This is a genomic window from Oerskovia douganii (genome assembly GCF_015142735.1).
GTDB classification, from domain to species: Bacteria; Actinomycetota; Actinomycetes; order Actinomycetales; family Cellulomonadaceae; genus Oerskovia; species Oerskovia douganii.
The window spans coordinates 1-19,917 of sequence record NZ_JACSPN010000041.1 but is presented as its reverse complement, the minus strand read 5'-3'; the positions used below and the strand labels follow the sequence as shown (position 1 = coordinate 19,917).

The window sequence follows — 19,917 nt, the reverse complement described above, 5'->3', positions numbered from 1 at the left end:
TCACGACCGAACGAACCTGCAGGTCAGCGCGCCGTCGCGCCGATCACATCACCGCGCCTGGTGAGAACGCCTCTGAGCGTTCAGGCCACCCCGACAGACACCGGCGGATACATCGTCTACGTGCGTTGCGAGTTCCTCTTCGAGCGCGACGCCGGCGCCGACGGCCACGACATCGTCATGGCCGCCTCGCTAGTCAATGAAGCGCTGGGCGCGCCGGCGCGAGCGGTCTCCCCGTCCTTGTCACGACAGGAGTGGGAACGCTCGTTGGTCGTCACCTGGTCGCTGCTCTCCGAAGGGGCATACACGCCGGACCGAATCTACGAAGCTGTGCTGGACGGACTGACGCCCCGAACGACCGCACCCGACCGTGCAGTCATGGTCGAGCGGATCGAGATGATCCAGAGCACCATGCCCGGTCAGATAGTCATCGGGGCATCGGGGGTCGACCGCTATCTCGGATTCAAGTATCGCGATGACCTCGTGGCGCTCGAGAACTTCACCTACGGCAACGCGCTCTACGTGATGTACGAGAGCTGGGAGGAACTGTCGCGCAAGAGCCGGCTCGAGCTGCTGTCGGGAACGATGGAAGGCTTCGATCGGGTCGTTCACACGGGGACGTGGCGCGACAAGTTCCGGAACCTGCTGACGGCACACAAGCACGACTCGCTCTCGCGTGCGACCGAGACGTGAGCTGACGCTGGGAAGACCGAAAGGTCGTCTTCGAGCCAAGCGCCGGAGATGCCCTTCGTCTCGCTCGCCGCCCAGCGCTCGGCGAGCTCTCGCCTCTCGCGTGGTAGCGCGGCGGATGTCCTCACGCCAGGTCGCCGACATGTTCGGCATCGCCCGCACCACCGTCTACCGCCACCTCAACCGGTCAACGCACCCGGCTTAGCGTTCAATCGGGGATCGAGCCGCAACGGTACAACCTCGTCACGTTTCGGCTTTGCCGGGGTAAGCATCTCAGAGGCAGGATCTCGCGGATCTTGCCCTTGACGTGTGGACGCGGGTCGGCGAGTGCCAGGCCGAGAGTGGGTAGACGCTGGGCGACCTGCAGTTCGGTGCGTGGCTTGGTGACGGGGATGACGACCTAGCTGTGCCCGGCCGGGAGGTTGGTGCCGGTTCCGGTTGTCGAAGGGAAGAAGGACGCGAAAGGCCAGGTCGAGGAGTTCGGCGGCGGTGCACCCGGTGAACGGAGAGGCGGGCGCAGACGGTGCGGTGCGCGCTGGTCGGCGCCTGGGCTCCCATCGCCGTTGCGAAACTATCAGGTCGGCCGCTGCCTAGCTCGATCGAGGCCGTCGTCGCGTCGGTGACCGGTCTGAGCCGACACGTTGTCGGTTTGGGGGTCGGCGAACGCCGCATCGACGAGGTCGGCCAGGGCGCACCGTGGCACATCTGGTTGCGGTAGAGCTCCGTCTCAGCGCCGCAGCGTTGGCAGCGCGAGGACGACGACCCACATCGGCCACGCCGCTGCGGCGAGCACCCTGTGGGCTCGCCGAGAGAGGATCGGGGAGGTGAACCCCCAGGCCAGGGTTCATGCGACACCCGCGAGGTCGCGCACATGGACGCGATCCATGTGGGCTGGCTTGGATGTCGCGGTGGTGTCGATGGTGGGGTGCACGCGTGCACCGTAGCGCCGGGACCTTGGTCCTCAGGCTGGGTTTCACCCGGTCGCGGCTTCAACGGCTCGGTGCGGAGTGGGCTATATTCCGTGGACCTTCGCTGGTTGTGAGCTTGCTGTGAGCCAGGCTGGGGCCTGCCCGTAGGGGGTGTGGGTTTCGGTTGCCGGTGCGCGCTGGTGCGTACCGTGATGGATCGGGCTGGTTCGCGATGGCGTTCTTGTTGTCGTTCTCTGGTGTTCCGGGTGCGTGGCGTGCGTCGGTGGCGACGTTGGCAGGCCTGACGGCAGTCGCTGTGGGGTCGGTCGGGTTGCCTGCGGTCGCGCAGCCGGTCGCAGCGGTCGAGGAGCCGGGGGCGCCGATTCCGGCGGCTGCACCTGAGCCCGAGCGCACCGATGGGGGCTATCTGTGGGCGCCGGACGCGGTGAGTGCGAAGGCGATCGCTCGTCTGGAGGACGAGCCGGTCGAGGTCGTGGGGGAGCGGACCCCGTTCTCCTCGACATATGCGCTGCCAACCGGCGCGATGACGCTTCAGAGTGCCCCGGGCCCTGTGTGGGTGCCGCAGGGCGAGGGTGACGGGACGGCGCTGGAGGACTGGGCGCAGACCGACCTCGCGTTGGTGGAAGGCGAGGACGGTGTGGTGCGCCCGGTTGCGCACTTCGGCGACCTCGAGGTCAGCGGCGGGGGCGCACCGGGGTCGGACGGTCTGGTCGAGCTTGCGGCGGTGACCGACCCGGAGACGGGTGTGCGGTCGGCACTGTCATGGGATGGCGACCTGCCGGAGCCCCGACTCGAGGGTCGGCGCGCGGTGTACGAGGACGTCGCCGTTGGGACGGACCTGGTGCTGGAGGCCAGCACGTCGGGGTTCCGGCACTACCTGGTCGCCGAGGACGCTGAGGCGGCGGTCGCGGCGCAAGAGCTGCCATTGACGTACTCGGTGGACGGGGCGACGCTCGCGCCCACGGAGAACGGTAACGCGCTCGAAGCCGTGACGGGTGAGGGGCAGGTCGTGTCGCGGACGTCTGAACCGCTCGCGTGGGACGCGGAGACTGACGCCGAACTTGTCGCACCCGTGACGCAGAAACTGGTCGACGACACGACCGAGCGCGCATTCGCGCCGTTGCCCGAACTCGATGTTCTGATCGGTGCGTCGGAAGGCCCCAACTCAGAGCCGGCACCTCAAGGATCCGAGCAGCAGACATCGGATTCGCCGGTTCCCGATCCGCTCGCCGAGTCGGTACAGCTGGTCCCGACAGTCGACGCGGTGGATGCCTCGACGGTGTCGGTCACGCTTTCTGGTGTTGAGGACATGGTTGCCGATGCCTCGACGACCTACCCGCTGGTGATCGACCCACCGATGTACCTGGCGAGCCACTACCTCGACCTGTACGTGCAGTCCGGGACCGCGCGGGACACGTCCGCGGACGGTGAGATCCGCCTCGGCACGTTCGACGGAGGGGCGACGATCGCCCGATCACTGCTGAAGATTCCGACGGCGCAGCTGGCGGGCAAGCAGATCCTGAGCGCACAGCTGGAGCTGTTCAACTTCCACTCTTACTCGTGCAACGCGCGCAACTGGGAGATCTGGCACGTCGGGGACTTCAACGCCGGAGCGCGATGGACCGCGCAGCCGAGTTGGCTCACGCACCAGATCACGACGAGCGCGACTGCCGGGTACTCGTCGTCGTGCAACGACGCGTGGACACGCACCGACGTCAAGAACGCGATGACGTACGCCGCGAACCGTGGTGATGCGTACCTCAATCTGGGCATCAGGGCGCAGAACGAGTCCGATTCCTACGGTTGGAAGCGGTTCTACTCCGTCGACTACGGGTCGTACGTGCCCGCGGTGACAGGAACGTTCAACTCCAAGCCGAACGTCGGCGGTGCGGTCGGCGTCTCGCCCAAGGGGTCGGTCGTCTCCGGGGTGACGTGGACGAACACGCTGACGCCCACCCTCACCTCGACGATCAGCGACCCGGACGGGGACAAGGTTCGCGCGACGTTTCAGGTCCTGAATGCCGCGGGGACGATCCTGCACGCGGCTGAGGTCACCGGGGCGAGCGGCACGTCGGTGCAGTACAAGGTGCCGAGCGGTGTGCTTGTCGAGGGCACCGCGTACACGGCGAGGGTGGCGACGTGGGACGGTCGGTTGTGGAACGGTGCCTGGTCGACGTCGTTGAAGTTCGCGGTCGACAAGACCGCACCGGGTGCGCCCGTCGTGTCGTCGACGGACTACCCCGCGGACAACGCCTGGCACAAGGACGCGAACCAGGCAGGAACGTTCACCTTCAAGATGGCGGCTGCCGACACGTCGGTGACCGGGTACAAGTGGGGCCTGGACAAGGCACCAACCACCCTCGTCGCAGTCGCGGGTGGGGCCGCTGGGACGGCGAGCATCAAGCCCACCACGGTAGGCAAGCACACCGTGCAGGTGCAGACCGTCGACCGCGCGGGGAACGTCTCCGCACAAGTCACCAAGTACACGTTCCTCGTGGGACGGGCCGGGCTCCTGACCCCCGAAGAGGGTGCACGGGTCGTGCGCCGCGCTCGCCTAGAGCTGGGGACCAACGACACCACGCTGACGCACGTGAAGTACCAATGGCGACGCGGCCCGGACTCGACCGTCATCACGGACATCGCCGCCGGCGCCCTGACAACCGCCGACGGCGACCCATGGGGTACGGGTTGGCAGCCCGTCCCCGCCACAGGCAGCTATGTCACATGGGATGCGGCCACCACCCTCGGATTCGCCGGGGGACCCATTCAGGTCCGTGCAGTCCTCGCGACGAGCGCGGCGGGCGCCGGAGCGACGAACGCCCAGTGGGTGACCGTAACGGTCGACCCCGACGCGACCGGTGCCGCCTCCACGGAGATCGGCCCCGGCTCGGTGAACCTGCTCACCGGGGACCACAAGGTCTCCGTCACCGACGTCGAGGAGTTCGGCATCTCCTTGGTCCGTACCACGTCCTCACGCGACACCGACTCCGGCTACCAGCTGCAAGAAGACTTGGTACGCCCGGCCACCGAAGGCGCTGAGTACACGAACGTCCATGGTGCGACCGGTGCGTTTGGTGGGCATGCCGTGGCGTCGATGGACTCCATCCGGTTCCACTCCGGCACACAGAGCGTAAAGATCGTGCCGGGCACCACCGGCAATGACAACACCTATGGCTCGGTCGGTGGAGACTACGGCGCGCTTCGACTCGGTCTGCGCCCCGGGGCGACCTACCGCGTCTCCGGCTGGATCTACGTGCCCGCCGCCACCGGGCTCAACCCGCCCAACGCGGCGGGCAACCGCATCATGATGCTGTCCAAGAAGTCGACCGAGACGCACTACACCACTGGTCGGTCAGAACCAGCAACGAAGACTGATACATGGCAGGAGCTCAGCTTCGACTTCACCATCCCCACCGGCTCCAACGAGGCCTTCCTGCGTCTGTACAACGGCAACGCCCCGAACTCGGGCAAGGCCGTCTACTACGACGACATCTCGGTCCGCCAGATCGGGACCCCCTTCGGACCCGAGTGGGCGATGGGTACCGCCGACGCGGCGGCCGGAACCGCGTACACGAGAATCTCGATGCCGTACGACGACGTCGCCGCCGTGCACCTCACAGGCGGGTCGCAGATCTGGTTCAGCACCGGCGACCGCACCAAGTGGTTCCCTGAGCCCGGTGCCGAGGACCTCAAGCTCGTGCGCACGAACGCGAACGCGTGGCGACTGACGGAGATCGACGGAACAACAACCGACTTCGCGCGCACGAAGTCGACAGGTGACTTCGCGGTCCAGACGACGGCACCGCCGGTCGCTTCCGGGCAGGCGCGGCACATCTACACCGACATGAACGGCGTGCAGCGCCTGTACCGGGTGATCGCCCCCATCGAGGACGGCGTGGACGGCTGGCCGGCGAACACGTCCGCGTGCACGACCGCGACCCCGTCGCGCGGGTGCGAGGTCATGGAGCTCGGCTACGCCGGGTCGACCACCGCGACGGCGACCACGCCCGGCGCGTTCATCGGGCAGGCGTCACTGGTCTGGGTCTGGGTCTGGGACCCGGCGATGTCGGCGATGAAGAAAGTCGAAGTCGCCCGCTACCGGTACGACGTGTCCGGGCGCCTGGTCGAGGTCGAGGACCCGCGCATCACCGCCGCCGGTGCCCCGGCTCTGGTGACCCGCTACGAGTACGACGCCGACAGCCGTCTGGCCAAGGTCACCGCACCGGGCGAAGAGCCCTACACGTTCACCTATGGGGCTGGTGGCGCGTCCAAGACCGGCGCCGGCGACTTCGTCGACCCGTCGCTCGGACGCCTGCTCAAGGTCTCTCGTGTGTCCCTCGTGTCCGGCACGAAGGACCAGCTCGGGCCGGTAAACACGAGCACCGTCGTATACAACGTGCCGCTCACGCGGGCCAAGGGCGGACCGTACGACCTGTCGTCTGCGTCTCTTGCTACCTGGGCGCAGTCTGACGGGCCGACCGACGCCACCGCGGTCTTCGGACCGCAAGACGTCCCGTCGGTCACGACGGCGACCGCGACCGCGCCGGGTGCGGACGGGTACAAGCCCGCCACCGTGCACTACCTCAACGCCGCGGGCCTTGAGGTCAACACCGCGACCCCGGCCGGGAAGGACGCGCCGGTCGAGGGGTTCATCGACACCGCCGAGTACGACCGTAGCGGCAAGACGATCCGCACCCTGGACGCCACGAACCGGCTGCTCGCGCTACGTAAGCTGCCGAACGCCGAGCAGATGCTCACCGACTGGGGTCTTCAGGAGCGCACGTCGATCGACCTCGCCACGCTGTTCGACGCGAGGTCGGTGTACTCCGCCGACGGGCTCGAGGTCATCTCCGAGACCGGGCCCGCGCAACAGCTCGCGCTCGCAAACGACCCGAACGACATCCGGCTGCTGCGCCCGCACACCGACTACACCTACGACGAAGGCAAGCCCGACGGCGCCGCCTACCACCTCGTCACGACCGAGACCACCACCGGCCTCGACCCCGCAGGCGGGGACAAGATCGACCCCATCACCACCAAGACCGCCTACACGCCTGTCGACGGGGCGTCCGCGCTCGGCGCAACCTCGGGCTGGGTGCACAAGAACGCCACCTCGATCACCGTCGACGCCGGCCAACCCACCGCACTGACCTCAACGGTCGTGTACGACAACAAGGGTCGGGCGGTCCGGTCCAGCAAGCCCGGATCCACCGGCACCGACGCCGCTACGACCCGGACGATCTTCTACACCGCCGGGACCAATCCGGGCGACGCATCGTGCGCGAACAAGCCGGAATGGGCAGGCCAGCCCTGTCTCACGCTCGCGGGCGGACCCGTGACCGGGCACGACCTCGCGCGCATGAGCGCGGACCTGCCGGTCAAGCGCAACGACGCCTACAACCAGTTCGGCTCACCCACGATCGTGTCCGACTACGTCGGGACCGGTGCCGGGCAGGTCAAGCGCACCACCACCACCAACTACGACGCCGCCGACCGCGTCACCGCCGTCGAGATCACCGGAAACGGCCCCGCCACCGGGCTCCCAATCGCCAAGACCACCACCAACTACGACCCGGCGACCGGCGACATCGTGAAGAACGCGTCCGTCAACGCCTCGGGGGCCGAGACCGCGAGCGTGGTCAAGGAGTACGACCGCCTCGGACGCCTCGTCCAGTACACCGACGCCCACGGCGGATGGACCAAGTCCACCTACGACCGGTACGGGCAACCCACCCAGGTCACCGACTCCATCGGAACCACCCGCTCCTACACCTACGACCGGGCCGTCGACCCCCGCGGGTACGTCACCAAGATCACCGACTCCGTCGCCGGCGAAATCACCGCCTCCTGGGGGCCGGACGGGCAGCTCGAGTCCCAGACCCTGCCCGGCGGCGTCACCCTCACCCTCGGATACGACACCGCCCGCGTCCCGGTCTCGCGCACCTACACCCGCACCGCCGACGAGACCGTCATCGCCCAAGACTCCGTCGTAGAGAACCACCGCGGCCAGTGGATCACCCACACCACCCCCGGCGGCGTGCGCAACTACACCTACGACCGCCTCGGACGCCTCACCCAGGTCAACGACAACTCTGCCGCCACCGAGACCTGCACCACCCGCACCTACACCTACGACAACCACACCAACCGCACCGCCACCACCACCGCCACCGGCGACGCGACAGGCACCTGCCCTGGCACGACCGGCGCCACCACCGCCACGTCGACCTACGACTCGGCAGACCGCCTCGTCACGACCTCGGGCACCGGCGGGAACACGTGGGCGTACGACGCGTTCGGGCGCACCACCGTCATGCCCACCGCCGACGGCGCGGCGACCGCCGCGACGTCGTACTTCCTCAACGACCTCGTCGCGGCCCAGGAGGTGCCGCAGACCAAGCGCACCGAGTGGGGTCTGGACCCGCTGATGCGGTTCTCCACGCAAGATGACTACGCGTGGGTCGACGGTGCCTGGGCTAACTCGACCGAGAAGATCACGCACTACGACGGCGACGGCGACGGTCCCGCGTGGATCGTCGAGGACGCGACCTTGCCGGACAACCTCACCCGGTACGTCGAAGGCATGGACGGCAACCTCGCCATCGAGACCGGCAAGACCGGCGAACGCGTCCTGCAGATCGTGGACCTGCACGGCGACATCACCGCCACCCTCCCGATCGCGGACGGCGCCACCGCGGCCTCGTGGGCCGAGGCGCGGTTCACGTCGTTCGACGAGTTCGGCAACCCCCAGCCCATGACATCGGGCGAGACGGGCAACGCGCCCCCGGCCCGGTACGGGTGGCTCGGCGCCGCACAACGCAACGCCGACACCCCCACCGGCGCCATCCTCATGGGCGTCCGCCTCTACCACCCCGCCACCGGCCGCTTCCTCCAGACCGACCAAGTCGCCGGCGGCTCCGCCAGCGCATACGACTACTGCAACGCCGACCCCGTCAACTGCACCGACCTCGCTGGCACCTTCTCCTGGAAGGGCCTCGTCAAGGCCGTCGCGGTCGTCGGTGAGGTCGCGTCCTGGATCCCCGGACCCGTCGGCGCCGCCGCAGCCGGCGTCTCCGCCGTCGCCTACGCCGCATCCGGCAACAATGGCAAGGCCCTCGAGATGGGAGTCACCGCCGCAGCCCAGCTCGTCGGAGCCGGCGCAGGCGTCCGTGCCGGCTTCGCCGTAGCCTCGGTCGCGGTCAAGGCGGGGAACAAGATCCGGGCAGGGGCCAAGGCCATCCGGTCGTGCAACAGCTTCGCCGCAGGAACACTCGTACGCCTCGCTGACGGCACGCTCGCACCCATAGAGACCCTCGAGACCGGCGACCTCGTCCTCGCCGGCGACTCAACCTCAGGCGACGTCACCGTCGAGCAGGTTATCTACCCGATCACCGGTACCGGCACCAAGCACCTCATCGACATCACCATCGAAGGCACAGACACGCCGATCACCGCGACCGGCAACCACCCCTTCTGGGTCGACGGCAAGGGCTGGGCCGACGCCGAAGACCTTACTCCCGGCGACCGCCTCGTCGGCTCCACCGGTGGCATCACCATCGTCCAGGCCATGCACGACCGCGGCTGGCTCTCCAACCAGACCGTCCACAACCTCCACGTCAGCGGCCCGCACACCTACTTTGTCAGTGCGACCAAGTTTGGAATAGCGCAAAGCGATCAACTGGTTCACAATGCTGCGTGTACATTTGTCACACGCGCTAACACGGCCGCAAAACAAGCTGTCGGAGCGAGGATGGCGCAGAAATATAACGGCGGCAGGTCTCGTGTCACGATCGAAGCTAATGCTGGAAAGTGGCACTATGACCTCAAGGGTAAGGCGCACTTCGCAAACGGCCGATCTGTTCCAACGCCGCACAAGGTGTACCAGCCAAGGAATGATAGATCACCTTCCGGCTGGGGCAAGCCGGACCGCAAGAACACGTCGATGATGACGTGGCGTGATCTTGGCCGTGTGTACTGGCACCTGCGAAGGGCGGTATGAGCATGGAGTTTCGAGGGCTTTTGCCTTGGAAGCGCGATGTCGGCATCGTCGACGTTCATACGGAGAGGGGCGTCGTCGATCTCTTCAATGACTCAACACTCGTCAGCGTCTGTATCCAGCCGGGGGCTAGGAGCCTATTGTTACGATTCGATACACCGATGGGCGGTCTGGTTGTGACCCTCGGGCGCATCGCGGGCATGCGTGCGGAGGGCGCTGTTGAGGTGCTAAGCACAATGGATTTCTGGCAGTTCGACTACTTCGAAGAGTCGGCCGAATTACCTGAGACCATCGTCGTATATTTCACCGAGGGCGAGCTCGCTGTGGAAGCAGGGCTAGTCGCGACTGAATGGTTGGACTGACGCGCTTCGGGGCGGCTAGTGCAATTCGAGTTTGTGCACGACTCCTATCTCGCCCGCCACGCACCAGGCTTATTCGACCCGTTGGATGAGATTTACGTCGACTTGCTGTTCTTCCACGTCGAGCAGCTGCGGTACGTCGTGCTCGAGCTCAAGACCGGGCCGTTCGAGCCTGCCCACGTCGGCCAGCTCGGCACGTATGTCGCGATCGTGGACGACCAGTCCGCCGGCCCAGATCAACGCCCCGACGATCGGGATCTTGCTGTGCACGGGCAAGACCCGCCCAACGGTGCGGTATGCGCTGGCCGGAACCCGGGTGCCGATCGCCGTCGCGGACTACCAAGGCCTGCCCGAGGACGCCCGCGGCGTGCTGCCGAGCGCGGCCGAGTTCGAGGCGGTCGTCGAGGACGAACTCGATCACCGAGCCTGAGCGCCCCGAAACCCCTTCCGACCAGCGCAAATTTACTGGTAGGCGTGCGTGCTCGGGAGGTACGAGCTCGTACACCTCGGCTGGTTCCAGACCGTGTCTCCAGAGTTACCGGCGCGCGGTACGGTCAGGTGCATGGACGGTGGTGGCGACAGCAGTGGGTGGCTCATGCTCGGCGTCGGCATTATCGTCCTGGCCGTCCTGATCGGCTGGTACGCCGCCCGGGCGTCAAGTCTCGATATCCGTCGGCAGGCCGAGGGGATGACCCGCTCGAGCACCACGACGACGGCTACGCGCCGAAGGTTGGCTCGACCGGTGGTGGTGGGATCGTCTCTCCGGTGAACGTCAGCAGCAGGTAGAAGACGAGGGCGATGGCCAGGATAACGGCCATGATCTTGCCTACGTGCCTTGGGCGCGCGATGAGGAGCCCGACGACGGTCGGCGCGACCAGCATCACGATCGACTCTGCGGTGATCTGCGGCAACACGGCAAGAGCCGGGAGATCCGGTCGGCGCGACCAGCATCACGATCGACTCTGCGGTGATCTGCGGCAACACGGCAAGAGCCGGGAGATCCGGTCGACGGACACGCCAGGACGACGTTGCACTGACCTGCACAAACGCGCACTTCGCCGCGAGATGCGAGCTCTTGCACCGGATGCAACTCGCACGAGTTTCTGGGCCGATAAGGGATCTTATGTCACATGCGCCGGTTTGCCGGATTTCGACAAGGTCGTCTGCCACCGAAGAACGAACCCTTGTCCAACCCTCAGTGATGAGGGCCGGACATGGGATTGCTATCAGGTGTCGCGGTGTCGGACGGTTGTGGCGCGCCAGTGGTAGCCGTCTTGCTCGGCGGACTCGTAGTCGACGAGCACGTGCTCACCGAGAGTGAGTGTTCGGTAGCTCTGAGAAGTCTGGATGGTGCTGAAGTGCACCCAGATCTGGCGTGGCGGGTCGCCGTCGAGCCGGATGGATCCGACGCCGTCGGCCCCGGACCATGAGTCGACAACGCCTGTGCCGTGCAGGTCCATGCTGGTTCCTTCTACTTGCGGAGGTTGAGCGTCATGCAGGTGTAGATCGAAGCGGGAAGGACCTTGCCCCCGACCTTCACCTGGAACGTCATGAGATCGTCCATCTTGACGGCACCCGGGCTGGCAGTCGGGTTGAGAGTCCCGTGGAAGAAGTACGTCTTGTAGACGTTGTGCGGTGCATTGCGGCCCTTCTTGACGCCGTTGTACCACCAGTCCATTCCTCGCTCGGAGATGTTGGTAACGATGATCGAACGCACCGAGGCGTTGATCGTCATGCCCCAGTTGACCGTCTTGTACGGGCAGTTGTTACGCACGGTCATTGAGAGGTTCTGATCAACGTAGGTCTTGTCCCCGGTCGCACATGTCAACGTACGAACCGGAGCTGCGGCCTTGGCCAGGCCTCCGCCACCGCTCTGCGCAAGGGGGTCCAGCAGCTCCTTCAGCGCAGCGGTCGTGACCTGCTGCTCCACGTACTCGCCAAGCGTCGCCTCCTCAATGGCAACCTCGCCTTCAAGAGTGCCCTCGAGGTCTTCAATGACCAGGTTCTTCTCCATGTCGCTCAGGCCGGCGACGTTGACCACTAGGGCGTTGTCAGCAGTATCCCCGCCCCCGAGATCGACGACGAGGACGTCGTCGTCAGCAGCAGCCATTGAAGCGAGATCGGCACGCATGACCTCGGCTGCCTCCGCTATCTCTCCCGCATCGGGCGCCTCGACGAAGTGGGCACCCGGGCCAGCCGTGTCGCCAGCACCGTCAGCTATCGCACTGGTGGCCCCCGACCCCATTAGCGCGATGACCAGCACGCCGCTGGTGAGGACCTGGGCGATCGACTTCCTTCTCATCCCTTGCTCCCTTGCAGGTCACGCCACCCCGTATGAGCGGCACGTGGCACAAGACTGACGACCCACAACCCCTACGTCACGCGCTGGACACTCTTTGTGACAGGCTTCACAAGCGCTGGGTGGTCGTTCCGATGCAGAACCGACCGTTTGTAAGACACCTCCGCCGCGGCCGCGACACGCCGACAGAACATGTCGCAGAACTAGTGCCCGAAAACCCCAGGTGTCGCAGAACGCAACCCGGGGGTTTTCGCTACCCTCGCGCCATGGCTCACACCTACGGCTACGCCCGCGTCTCAACGACCGCGCAGAACCTCGACGCCCAGATAGATGCCCTCACCGGACCCGGCGGCGTCGACGAGCGCGACGTCGTCGTGGAGAAGGCATCCGGCACCCGCGAGGACCGCCCCGAGCTCGCCCGAGTGCTCGCCGGGCTGCGCGAAGGAGACACCCTCGTTGTCTCCAAGCTCGACCGCCTCGGCCGCTCCGCCGCCCACGTCGCCCGCCTCGTGCGCGACCTCGACGAGCGGGCTGTCACTCTGCGATCGCTCTCGGAAACGTTGGACACCTCGAGTGCGGCCGGTCGCCTCATGGTCCATGTCCTCGCGGCCGTCGCGCAGATGGAAGCCGACCTCGCCCGCGAACGCACCCTCGACGGCCTCGCCGCCGCCCGCGCGCGCGGCCGCGTCGGCGGCCGCCCCACCGTCATGACCCCCGACCGCATCGACACCGCACGCACCGCCCTCGCCGGCGGACAGTCCCTCGCCGCCGTCGCCCGCGCTATCGGCGTCTCCCGAGACACCCTCTACCGACACCTGGCCGCCGTCACTTCACCATAGTTCCGGCCATGTCGTGGAAGCCCAGATGGAGCGGCGCGATGTCGCCATGGCTACGGAGCGGTTGAACGAGAACTCAGAACGACCGCCTTGTCACACATCGCAGGTATCGCGATGTCCGACAAGGCGGTCGTTGCTAGAGGACTGAGCCCGACCCCGCTGGTCTAGCGGCGGTTGTCCGGGTGGATCCGGGCTTCGAGCACGCGGCGGATCTCGTCGGCCGTGAGGGCGTACTCGCCGTGACGAGCAGCATGCACCTTCTGACGCCAGATGGGGCCGGAACTCCTTGAGCATGCGGGGGCTGAGGGTGACGCGGCGCGACGTGCCAGCCAGCGCGAACTCGAATCCGACCGGTGCGCCACTTCTCTCCCCGCGCGCCAGCATTCTCAACAGCGCCACCTCCCTGACCGAGATGGAGCGATCGCACCCTGTGCCGAGAGACCCGGCTCAGCGTGGTCTTCCGCAACGAGAACGAGCTCACCGCAGACCAGCACGCTGAGCTGCGGTGAGCTCGTTACAGAGACGTCGGATCCGCTGATTCACCCCGCGCAGGCAGTTGACTCTACGCGTGTGAGCGTTAACATGACTGGCAGGCGTGGCAGGGCTTGACGCCGGACCAGGCGGTGGGACGCCTGGTCGACAGTTTCGCTCGATGGCGAGCGGGTATCGCTTGTTGGCCGCCCGGGGTCTCAAGGCTGAGTTCCTTCGCCGGGCCAGTGACGAGGTCGCCCGAATTTCGGGGCCTTCGCCACGACTGGGGTTGACGGCCGTACCAGCACGAAGAACAACAGGGCAAGGAGGCTCTTGTGACACACCGTCACGAACGCACGACCGCGATGACCTCGGCCAGTTCGCTATGGGGGCCGGACAAGAGCGCGTCACGGTCGTTCAACAGGCGTGTGGCTTTGGCGCCACCGGGGACTACGACCGTCGTGGAATGTTCAGTACGTGACGGCGTCGATGTCGTGTACCGGGCCCTTGGACATGCCGACACGCGCTGTCGGCTTGCCTGACCCGACCCCACTTATCTGACCGGAGCGGGCTCGTCGCTGCACGTACCAGGAGCGAAGCTGCAACTTCGCCCGGTGCGGGCTCGACGACTCGACGGTGCGCGGCAGCTTTGTGGGCGTCGTACACGAGAGCGCGTACCAGGCGCTCGACGTGCGCACCCCCACCGTGCTGGTCAGGAGAATCCCGGTCCTTGCGACGGGCGGCGTGACGAAAGGAGGCCATGACCGTACGAAGAGCCGCACTCGACACGGTCACTTGCGACTGACCACCACGGGGCAGAGGTGTGACGAGGGCCTCTGCCTCGTGGCAGCACGCCATACGGCCACCGCCCCCGACCTGCTGACCCACCCGGGGGTGGTCCGGGTCACGCGCGGTCCACCCCACCCCCGGCACCAATCCAGCACTGCCCCGCCCGTCGGGGCCCGCAAATCTGTATGTCCAAACAAGGGAGTTGACGTGACATCAAGGAAGAGGCGCCTCCTGCGCACTCTCGTCGGAGGAGGGGTGGCCCTCGGCCTGCTCGTCCCCACCACAGTGGCCGGCGCTGTCGATCCGGCGGTGACACCGTCGGGCCTGACCTCGACGGACAACGGCGACGGGACGTACTCGGTCCCGCTGGTGAACAGCGACGTGCCGGACATCAGCGTGATACGTGTACCAGCTGCTGAGAACGCGGAAGGGCGCGACGTCTATTACATGATCAGCACGACGATGCACCTGAGTCCGGGCGCTCCGATCATGAAGTCGTACGACCTGGTGAACTGGGAGACGGTCAACTACGTGTACGACCGGCTGAGCATCGGCGACGCGTCGTCGTTGCGCAACGGGCAGAACTCGTACGGCGAGGGGCAGTGGGCCTCGTCCCTGCGTTATCACGACGGCAGGTTCTACGTGGCTTTCAACACCAACAACCTCGGTGGCGCTTACATCTACAGCACCGACGACATCGAGGACGGGACCTGGGACAAGGTCGCTCTCGGTCGAGGCTTCCACGACCTCTCGCTGTTCTTCGACGAGGCCGACGGCGGGACCCCGTACATCTTCCATGGTTCGGGAAGCACCAGTGCCGTGCAGCTCAGCGACGACCTGACGACGATCGTCGCCGAGTACCCCGACATCTTCGGGTCGAAGGACTTCCCCGACTTCCCGATCCTCGCCAGTGGCATGCACTACGAGGGGATCCAGGTCTCGTACCTCGACGGCTACTACTACATGACGACGATCACCTGGCCTGCCGGGGGCAACCGACAGGTTGTCATGTTCCGTTCACCGGAGCTCCTCGGTCGCTATACGGCTGTTGGCGGGGCGAACACCTACGAGGTGCGCAGCGGCCTGGACTCCGACGGGTTCGCTCAGGGGGGACTCGTCGACATCGCATCGGCCGACGGGGGAACTGACTGGTACGGGATGTTCTTCCGTGACACCTACCCGCTCGGTCGGATCCCGGCGCTGGTTCCCGCGACCTGGCAAGACGGCTGGCCGACCTTCGGGAACAACGGCGTCGTGAAGGCGGGGGACACGTTTGCCAAACCGATCATCTTGACTCCCGCGCAGGAGCGTCGGGAGCGGCTCAGGTCGGTCGTGGCGTCCGACGACTTCGCGAACGACGCCGAGCACAAGGCCTTTCGTGACACGCAGTGGGAGATCCCCGCAGTGCCCAAGTACGAGGAGTCGTTGCTCGGCGTTGAGCTCGTGATGAACCCGGGCTTCGAGGACGACAGCCTCGTGCCGTGGAGCGCACAGTTCGGCGCGACCATCACCCGCGACCCGGACACGCCCTCGTCCGGGGCGGCTTCCTTGCGGGTGGCGAACCGGACGCTCAACGGCTCGGCCCCCCACCAGCAGCTCGACGGGAAGATCCAAGCAGGGATCTCGTATGAGGTCTCCGCACGTGTGCGCTACACAGATGGACCGGACGCCGTCCGGTTCGACGTCGTGGGCGACTGGGGTGCTGGGGTCAAGGCCCTGGCAGGGGCCACCGTTACGAAGGGTGCGTGGGCGACGATCAGCGGTACCTACACCGTGCCGGCCGATGCTGACGTGCGTTCCTTCAAGCTCGCCGTCGAGACACCGTGGGCGAACCCGCAGCCGGCGTCGTCGAGTGTCGAGTACCTGCTCGACGACGTATCTGTCGTCGGCCGGTCACCGCAGACCGCCCATGCCCACGCCGACGAAGTCGGGTACAACGGTTCCGACCTGGACCTGGCATGGGAGTGGAACCACAACCCGGACAACCGCTACTGGTCGCTGACCGAGCGCGAAGGATGGTTGCGCCTCACGAACGGGCACGTCGTGACGGGCGAGGCCGAGTACAGCAAGGCCCCCGGTCGTGACCTGACGTATCTCGAGGAGGCCCGCAACACCCTGTCCCAGCGCACGTTCGGCCCGACGGCGTCGGCCGAGACCCGGCTGGACGTGTCGAAGATGATCGACGGCGACGTCGCAGGCCTCGCGGTCTACGGTCGCAGCTTCACCTACGCAGCGGTTAAGCAGGTCGGCGGCACCCGCACCCTGGGTCTCGTGACCCGTCTGCAGCCCTTCGACGAGTCGATCGATGCGGCCGCGGTCGAGGCCTTCGTCCCGGGCACCACGATCGACCTGGGGGCCGACACTGACGTGCGGCTCAAGGCCGACGCCGACTTCGCCTCCAGCCCGGGTCAGCTGAAGGTGCAGTTCTCCTACAGCCTCGACGGCCGCACTTGGCAGCCGCTCGGTACCCCGCAGGGCCCGATCGTCATGGACTGGAGCCTGTCGCACTTCATGGCGAACCGGTTCGGGCTGTTCAGCTACGCCACTGAGCAGACCGGCGGAACCGTGGACTTCGACTACTACTACCTGAGCGACACGCTGGACGCGGACGGCGGGGCGGACCGAGCCCCGCTGGACGCGGTGATCGCCGAGGCCGAGGGGCTCGACGAGGCCCGCTACTCACCTGAGTCGTGGTCCGCGGTCGAGAAGGCGCTCGCCACGGCACGTGCCACGACCTCTCCGTCCACGCAGAACCAGGTCGACGCACCAGCTCACGCCCTGGCCGTCGCGCTGGCCTCGCTCGTCGAGACCGATGCTCCGGACCTCGCGTTCTCGGCCTCTGCGACGGTACGCACGGTCGCGGGCAGGGACACGGTGACCGTGCGTGTGGTCAACGACGAGGACGGACCGGTCGACGTCGTCCTCGCGACACCGTTCGGAATCAAGACGTTCACAGGTCTGGCGCCAGGAAAGAGCGCACAGCAGTCCTTCGCCACCCGGCTCGTCAACGCGCCGGCGGGGGAGGCGACAGTGACGGTCACCAGGACGATCGAGGGCAAGGACGTCACCGCGTCACGCACGCTCGCCTACGGTCCTGACGGCTCGTAGTCACCACGCGGTCCCCGGCGTCGCAGCCGGGGACCGCAGGCCGCCGTGTCCGGGAGGGCATGAGCGGACCGGTCGCCGTGGCGCGACCGGAGCACTCACGCACGACCCATCCGATCGAGCAAGGAGGCTCTTGTGACTCGACGTCACGCACGCACAGCAGGACGCACGACGGCGGTGACCTTGGCGGCGGCCCTGGTCCTTGCCGGGACGACCGCGGCCGCAGTACCCGGCACGGCCGCGACCAGCCCCCCGCCCCTCTCGGTGACGGCCGCGGTGTCGCCCAACATCGTCGCGAACCCGGGTTTCGAGGACGGGTCGCTCGCACCGTGGGAGATCCGCAACGGTGGCTCGCTCGAACTCTCGGACGACGCGTACTCGGGCGACCGTGCGGTCCTCGTGACGGGCCGTCAGGCGACGCAGTCCGGTCCCTGGCAAGACCTCACCGGCAAGGTCGAGGCCGGGACCTCCTACACGGTCTCCGCCAAGGTTCGTTACGACACGGGCCCCGCGACCAAGCAGTTCTTCGTGACCGCGTTCACCGGGGGCTCCAGCTACACGAACATCGCGACCGGAACCCTGAATCGTGGTGAGTGGGGCACGCTCCAGGGAACCTGGCTCCTGCCCGCGGGCCCCACGCCCGCCGAAACCAGGATCTTCCTCGAGACCCCGTGGACGGGCACGCCCGGGGCGGACCCCGAGCAGCACCTCATGGACTTCCTGGTCGACGACGTGTCGGTCACCCTCGCGAGCCCGGGCGGTGGCGGGTTCGACGCCGTCGGCAAGACCCCGGGCAACAGCAACCCGCTCGTCTCCCACATGTTCGGCGCCGACCCGTACGCGTTCTCGCACGACGGTCGGGTCTACGTCTACACGACCAACGACAGTCAGGAGTGGGCGCCAGACGAGAACAACATCAGCACGCCGAACACCTACGGGAAGATCAACCAGATCAGCGTCATCAGCTCGGCAGATCTCCTGAACTGGACCGACCACGGACCCATCCAGGTGGCCGGGTCTACGGGGGCTGCGACCTGGGCCAACAACTCCTGGGCCCCCGCGTTCGCGAGCAAGGTCGTCGACGGCAAGGAGAAGTTCTTCCTCTACTTCGCCAACAACGCCGCCAGCGTCGGCGTCCTCGAGGCCGACTCGCCGCTCGGCCCCTGGACCGATCCCCTCGGCAAGCCGCTCATCAGCCCGGAGACTCCCGGAGCGGCCAACAACGGCAACTGGTTGTTCGACCCTGCTGTGGTCGTCGACGAGTCCGGTCAGGGCTACCTGTACTTCGGTGGAGGCGAGGGCAACGCCCCGGAGACGCCCAACAACCCCAGGACCACCCGCTGGATCAAGCTCGGCGACGACATGGTCTCCACCGTCGGGACTGCCCAGGTCGTCGACGCCCCCCGCATGTTCGAGGCGAGCCACGTCTTCGAGCGCGAAGGGAAGTACTACTACTCCTACTCGACCAACTTCAGCAGCGTCGCTCCGTCGCCGGGCTACCCGGCCAACGGCGTGATCGCCTACATGATGGCCGACTCCCCCGAGGGCCCCTGGACCCCCGAGCAGTTCGAGGGCACCGTCCTGGACGGCATGTACCAGGAGTTCGGCGTCGGAGGGAACAACCACCAGTCGTTCTTCGAGCTCGGCGGCACCTACTACATGGCGTACCACGCCCAGACGCTCAACCTCGCCCTCGTGGGCGGGGACGCGAGCAAGGTCAGGGGATTCCGCAGCACACACGTCAACGAGGTCACGTTCCGGCCGGATGGCACCATGAACAAGGTCGACGCCGACTACACGGGAGTCGCGCAGATCGCGCCCCTCGACCCGTACTCGATCATCGAGGCCGAGACGATCGGCTACCAGAAGGGGATCACGACCGCGCTGCTCACGAGCCCGACGTCGAAGCCCGCTCTCAAGCTGACGGACATCGATTCCGGCGACTGGGTGGCCCTGGCCGGTGTCGACTTCGGGCAGGACGGGGCGACCGAGTTCAGGACCACGATCGCGCCCCTCGCCGGCGGCCGCGTCGAGGTCCGGCTCGACAGCCCCGACACATCCACGAGCGAGAACCTGGTCGGCACGATCGACGTGCCCGCAGGTGACGGAAGCTGGACCGACCTCGCGACCACGATCGACCGCACGACCGGCGTCCACGACGTCTACCTGACGTTCGCCGGCGACCAGGAGGGCGACCTGTTCGACGTCGACACGTGGGTCTTCGCGGCGGGTGCCGAGGTCGAGCCCGTGGACCTCGCGGTCACGGCCAAGGCGCAGTGCGTCGCGGGCCGGGCGAACCTCACGGTGCGTGCGGTCAACGGTGAGGACGTGGCCGTGACCGTGGCGCTCACGACGCCGTTCGGCACCAAGACGTTCGCGTCGGTGGCGCCGGGCAAGAGCGCGTCGCAGTCGTTCAACAGCCGTGCGGCTGCGGTCCCCGCGGGGC

At 67.0% G+C, this 19,917-nt stretch carries 11 protein-coding genes and 1 pseudogene; 9 read left to right on the top strand and 3 right to left on the bottom strand.

Annotated features, from left to right (window positions below; translation table 11 throughout):
* The 6 genes and pseudogenes from H9623_RS18640 to H9623_RS19710 form a co-directional block, all read left to right on the top strand.
* Positions 1-690: hypothetical protein (locus H9623_RS18640; protein WP_227748911.1), on the top strand; the 690-nt coding region annotated here is incomplete at its 5' end.
* A complete protein-coding gene (locus H9623_RS20210) occupies positions 674-892 on the top strand; it encodes a helix-turn-helix domain-containing protein (RefSeq protein WP_407671988.1) in 219 nt (72 codons plus the stop codon). The genes H9623_RS18640 and H9623_RS20210, both read left to right, overlap by 17 nt.
* Before the next feature lie 2,033 nt (positions 893-2,925).
* The gene (locus H9623_RS18630; protein WP_193721501.1) at positions 2,926-9,615 is read left to right on the top strand and encodes a polymorphic toxin-type HINT domain-containing protein; all 6,690 of its coding nucleotides are present in this window, start codon (positions 2,926-2,928) and stop codon (positions 9,613-9,615) included.
* Entirely contained in the window at positions 9,612-9,974 is a 363-nt protein-coding gene (locus tag H9623_RS18625; protein ID WP_193721500.1) for a hypothetical protein, read from the top strand. Before H9623_RS18630 ends, H9623_RS18625 begins: the two co-directional genes overlap by 4 nt.
* Before the next feature lie 18 nt (positions 9,975-9,992).
* Positions 9,993-10,157 (top strand): annotated as a pseudogene (locus H9623_RS20120) (hypothetical protein); the annotation flags it as partial.
* A 73-nt stretch (positions 10,158-10,230) separates the two neighbouring features.
* Positions 10,231-10,401 carry a hypothetical protein gene (locus H9623_RS19710; RefSeq protein ID WP_227748910.1) on the top strand — a complete coding sequence of 57 codons (171 nt, stop codon included), beginning with the start codon at positions 10,231-10,233 and terminating at the stop codon, positions 10,399-10,401.
* 286 nt (positions 10,402-10,687) lie between these two features.
* On the opposite strand, the gene H9623_RS18615 is transcribed toward H9623_RS19710, so the two are convergent.
* From H9623_RS18615 to H9623_RS18605, 3 genes are all read right to left on the bottom strand, one after another.
* Positions 10,688-10,885: a hypothetical protein gene (locus H9623_RS18615; protein WP_193721499.1), complete on the bottom strand. Its 198-nt coding sequence runs from the start codon at positions 10,883-10,885 to the stop codon at positions 10,688-10,690.
* A 312-nt stretch (positions 10,886-11,197) separates the two neighbouring features.
* Positions 11,198-11,431, bottom strand: coding sequence for a cold shock domain-containing protein (locus tag H9623_RS18610; RefSeq protein ID WP_193721498.1), 234 nt, complete (start codon positions 11,429-11,431; stop codon positions 11,198-11,200).
* Positions 11,432-11,442: 11 nt separating this feature from the next.
* On the bottom strand, positions 11,443-12,273 hold the full coding sequence (locus H9623_RS18605; RefSeq protein ID WP_193721497.1) for a hypothetical protein: 831 nt from the start codon (positions 12,271-12,273) through the stop codon (positions 11,443-11,445).
* A gap of 263 nt (positions 12,274-12,536) precedes the next feature.
* Here H9623_RS18605 and H9623_RS18600 point away from each other — a divergent pair, with 263 nt between their 5' ends.
* From H9623_RS18600 to H9623_RS18590, 3 genes are all read left to right on the top strand, one after another.
* On the top strand, positions 12,537-13,109 hold the full coding sequence (locus H9623_RS18600) for a recombinase family protein (RefSeq protein WP_193721496.1): 573 nt from the start codon (positions 12,537-12,539) through the stop codon (positions 13,107-13,109).
* Between the two features lie 1,464 nt (positions 13,110-14,573).
* Positions 14,574-17,474 carry a beta-xylosidase family glycoside hydrolase gene (locus H9623_RS18595; RefSeq protein WP_321575550.1) on the top strand — a complete coding sequence of 967 codons (2,901 nt, stop codon included), beginning with the start codon at positions 14,574-14,576 and terminating at the stop codon, positions 17,472-17,474.
* Between the two features lie 132 nt (positions 17,475-17,606).
* Positions 17,607-19,917 (top strand): family 43 glycosylhydrolase (locus tag H9623_RS18590; protein WP_193721495.1); only part of this gene is annotated, 2,311 nt, incomplete at its 3' end.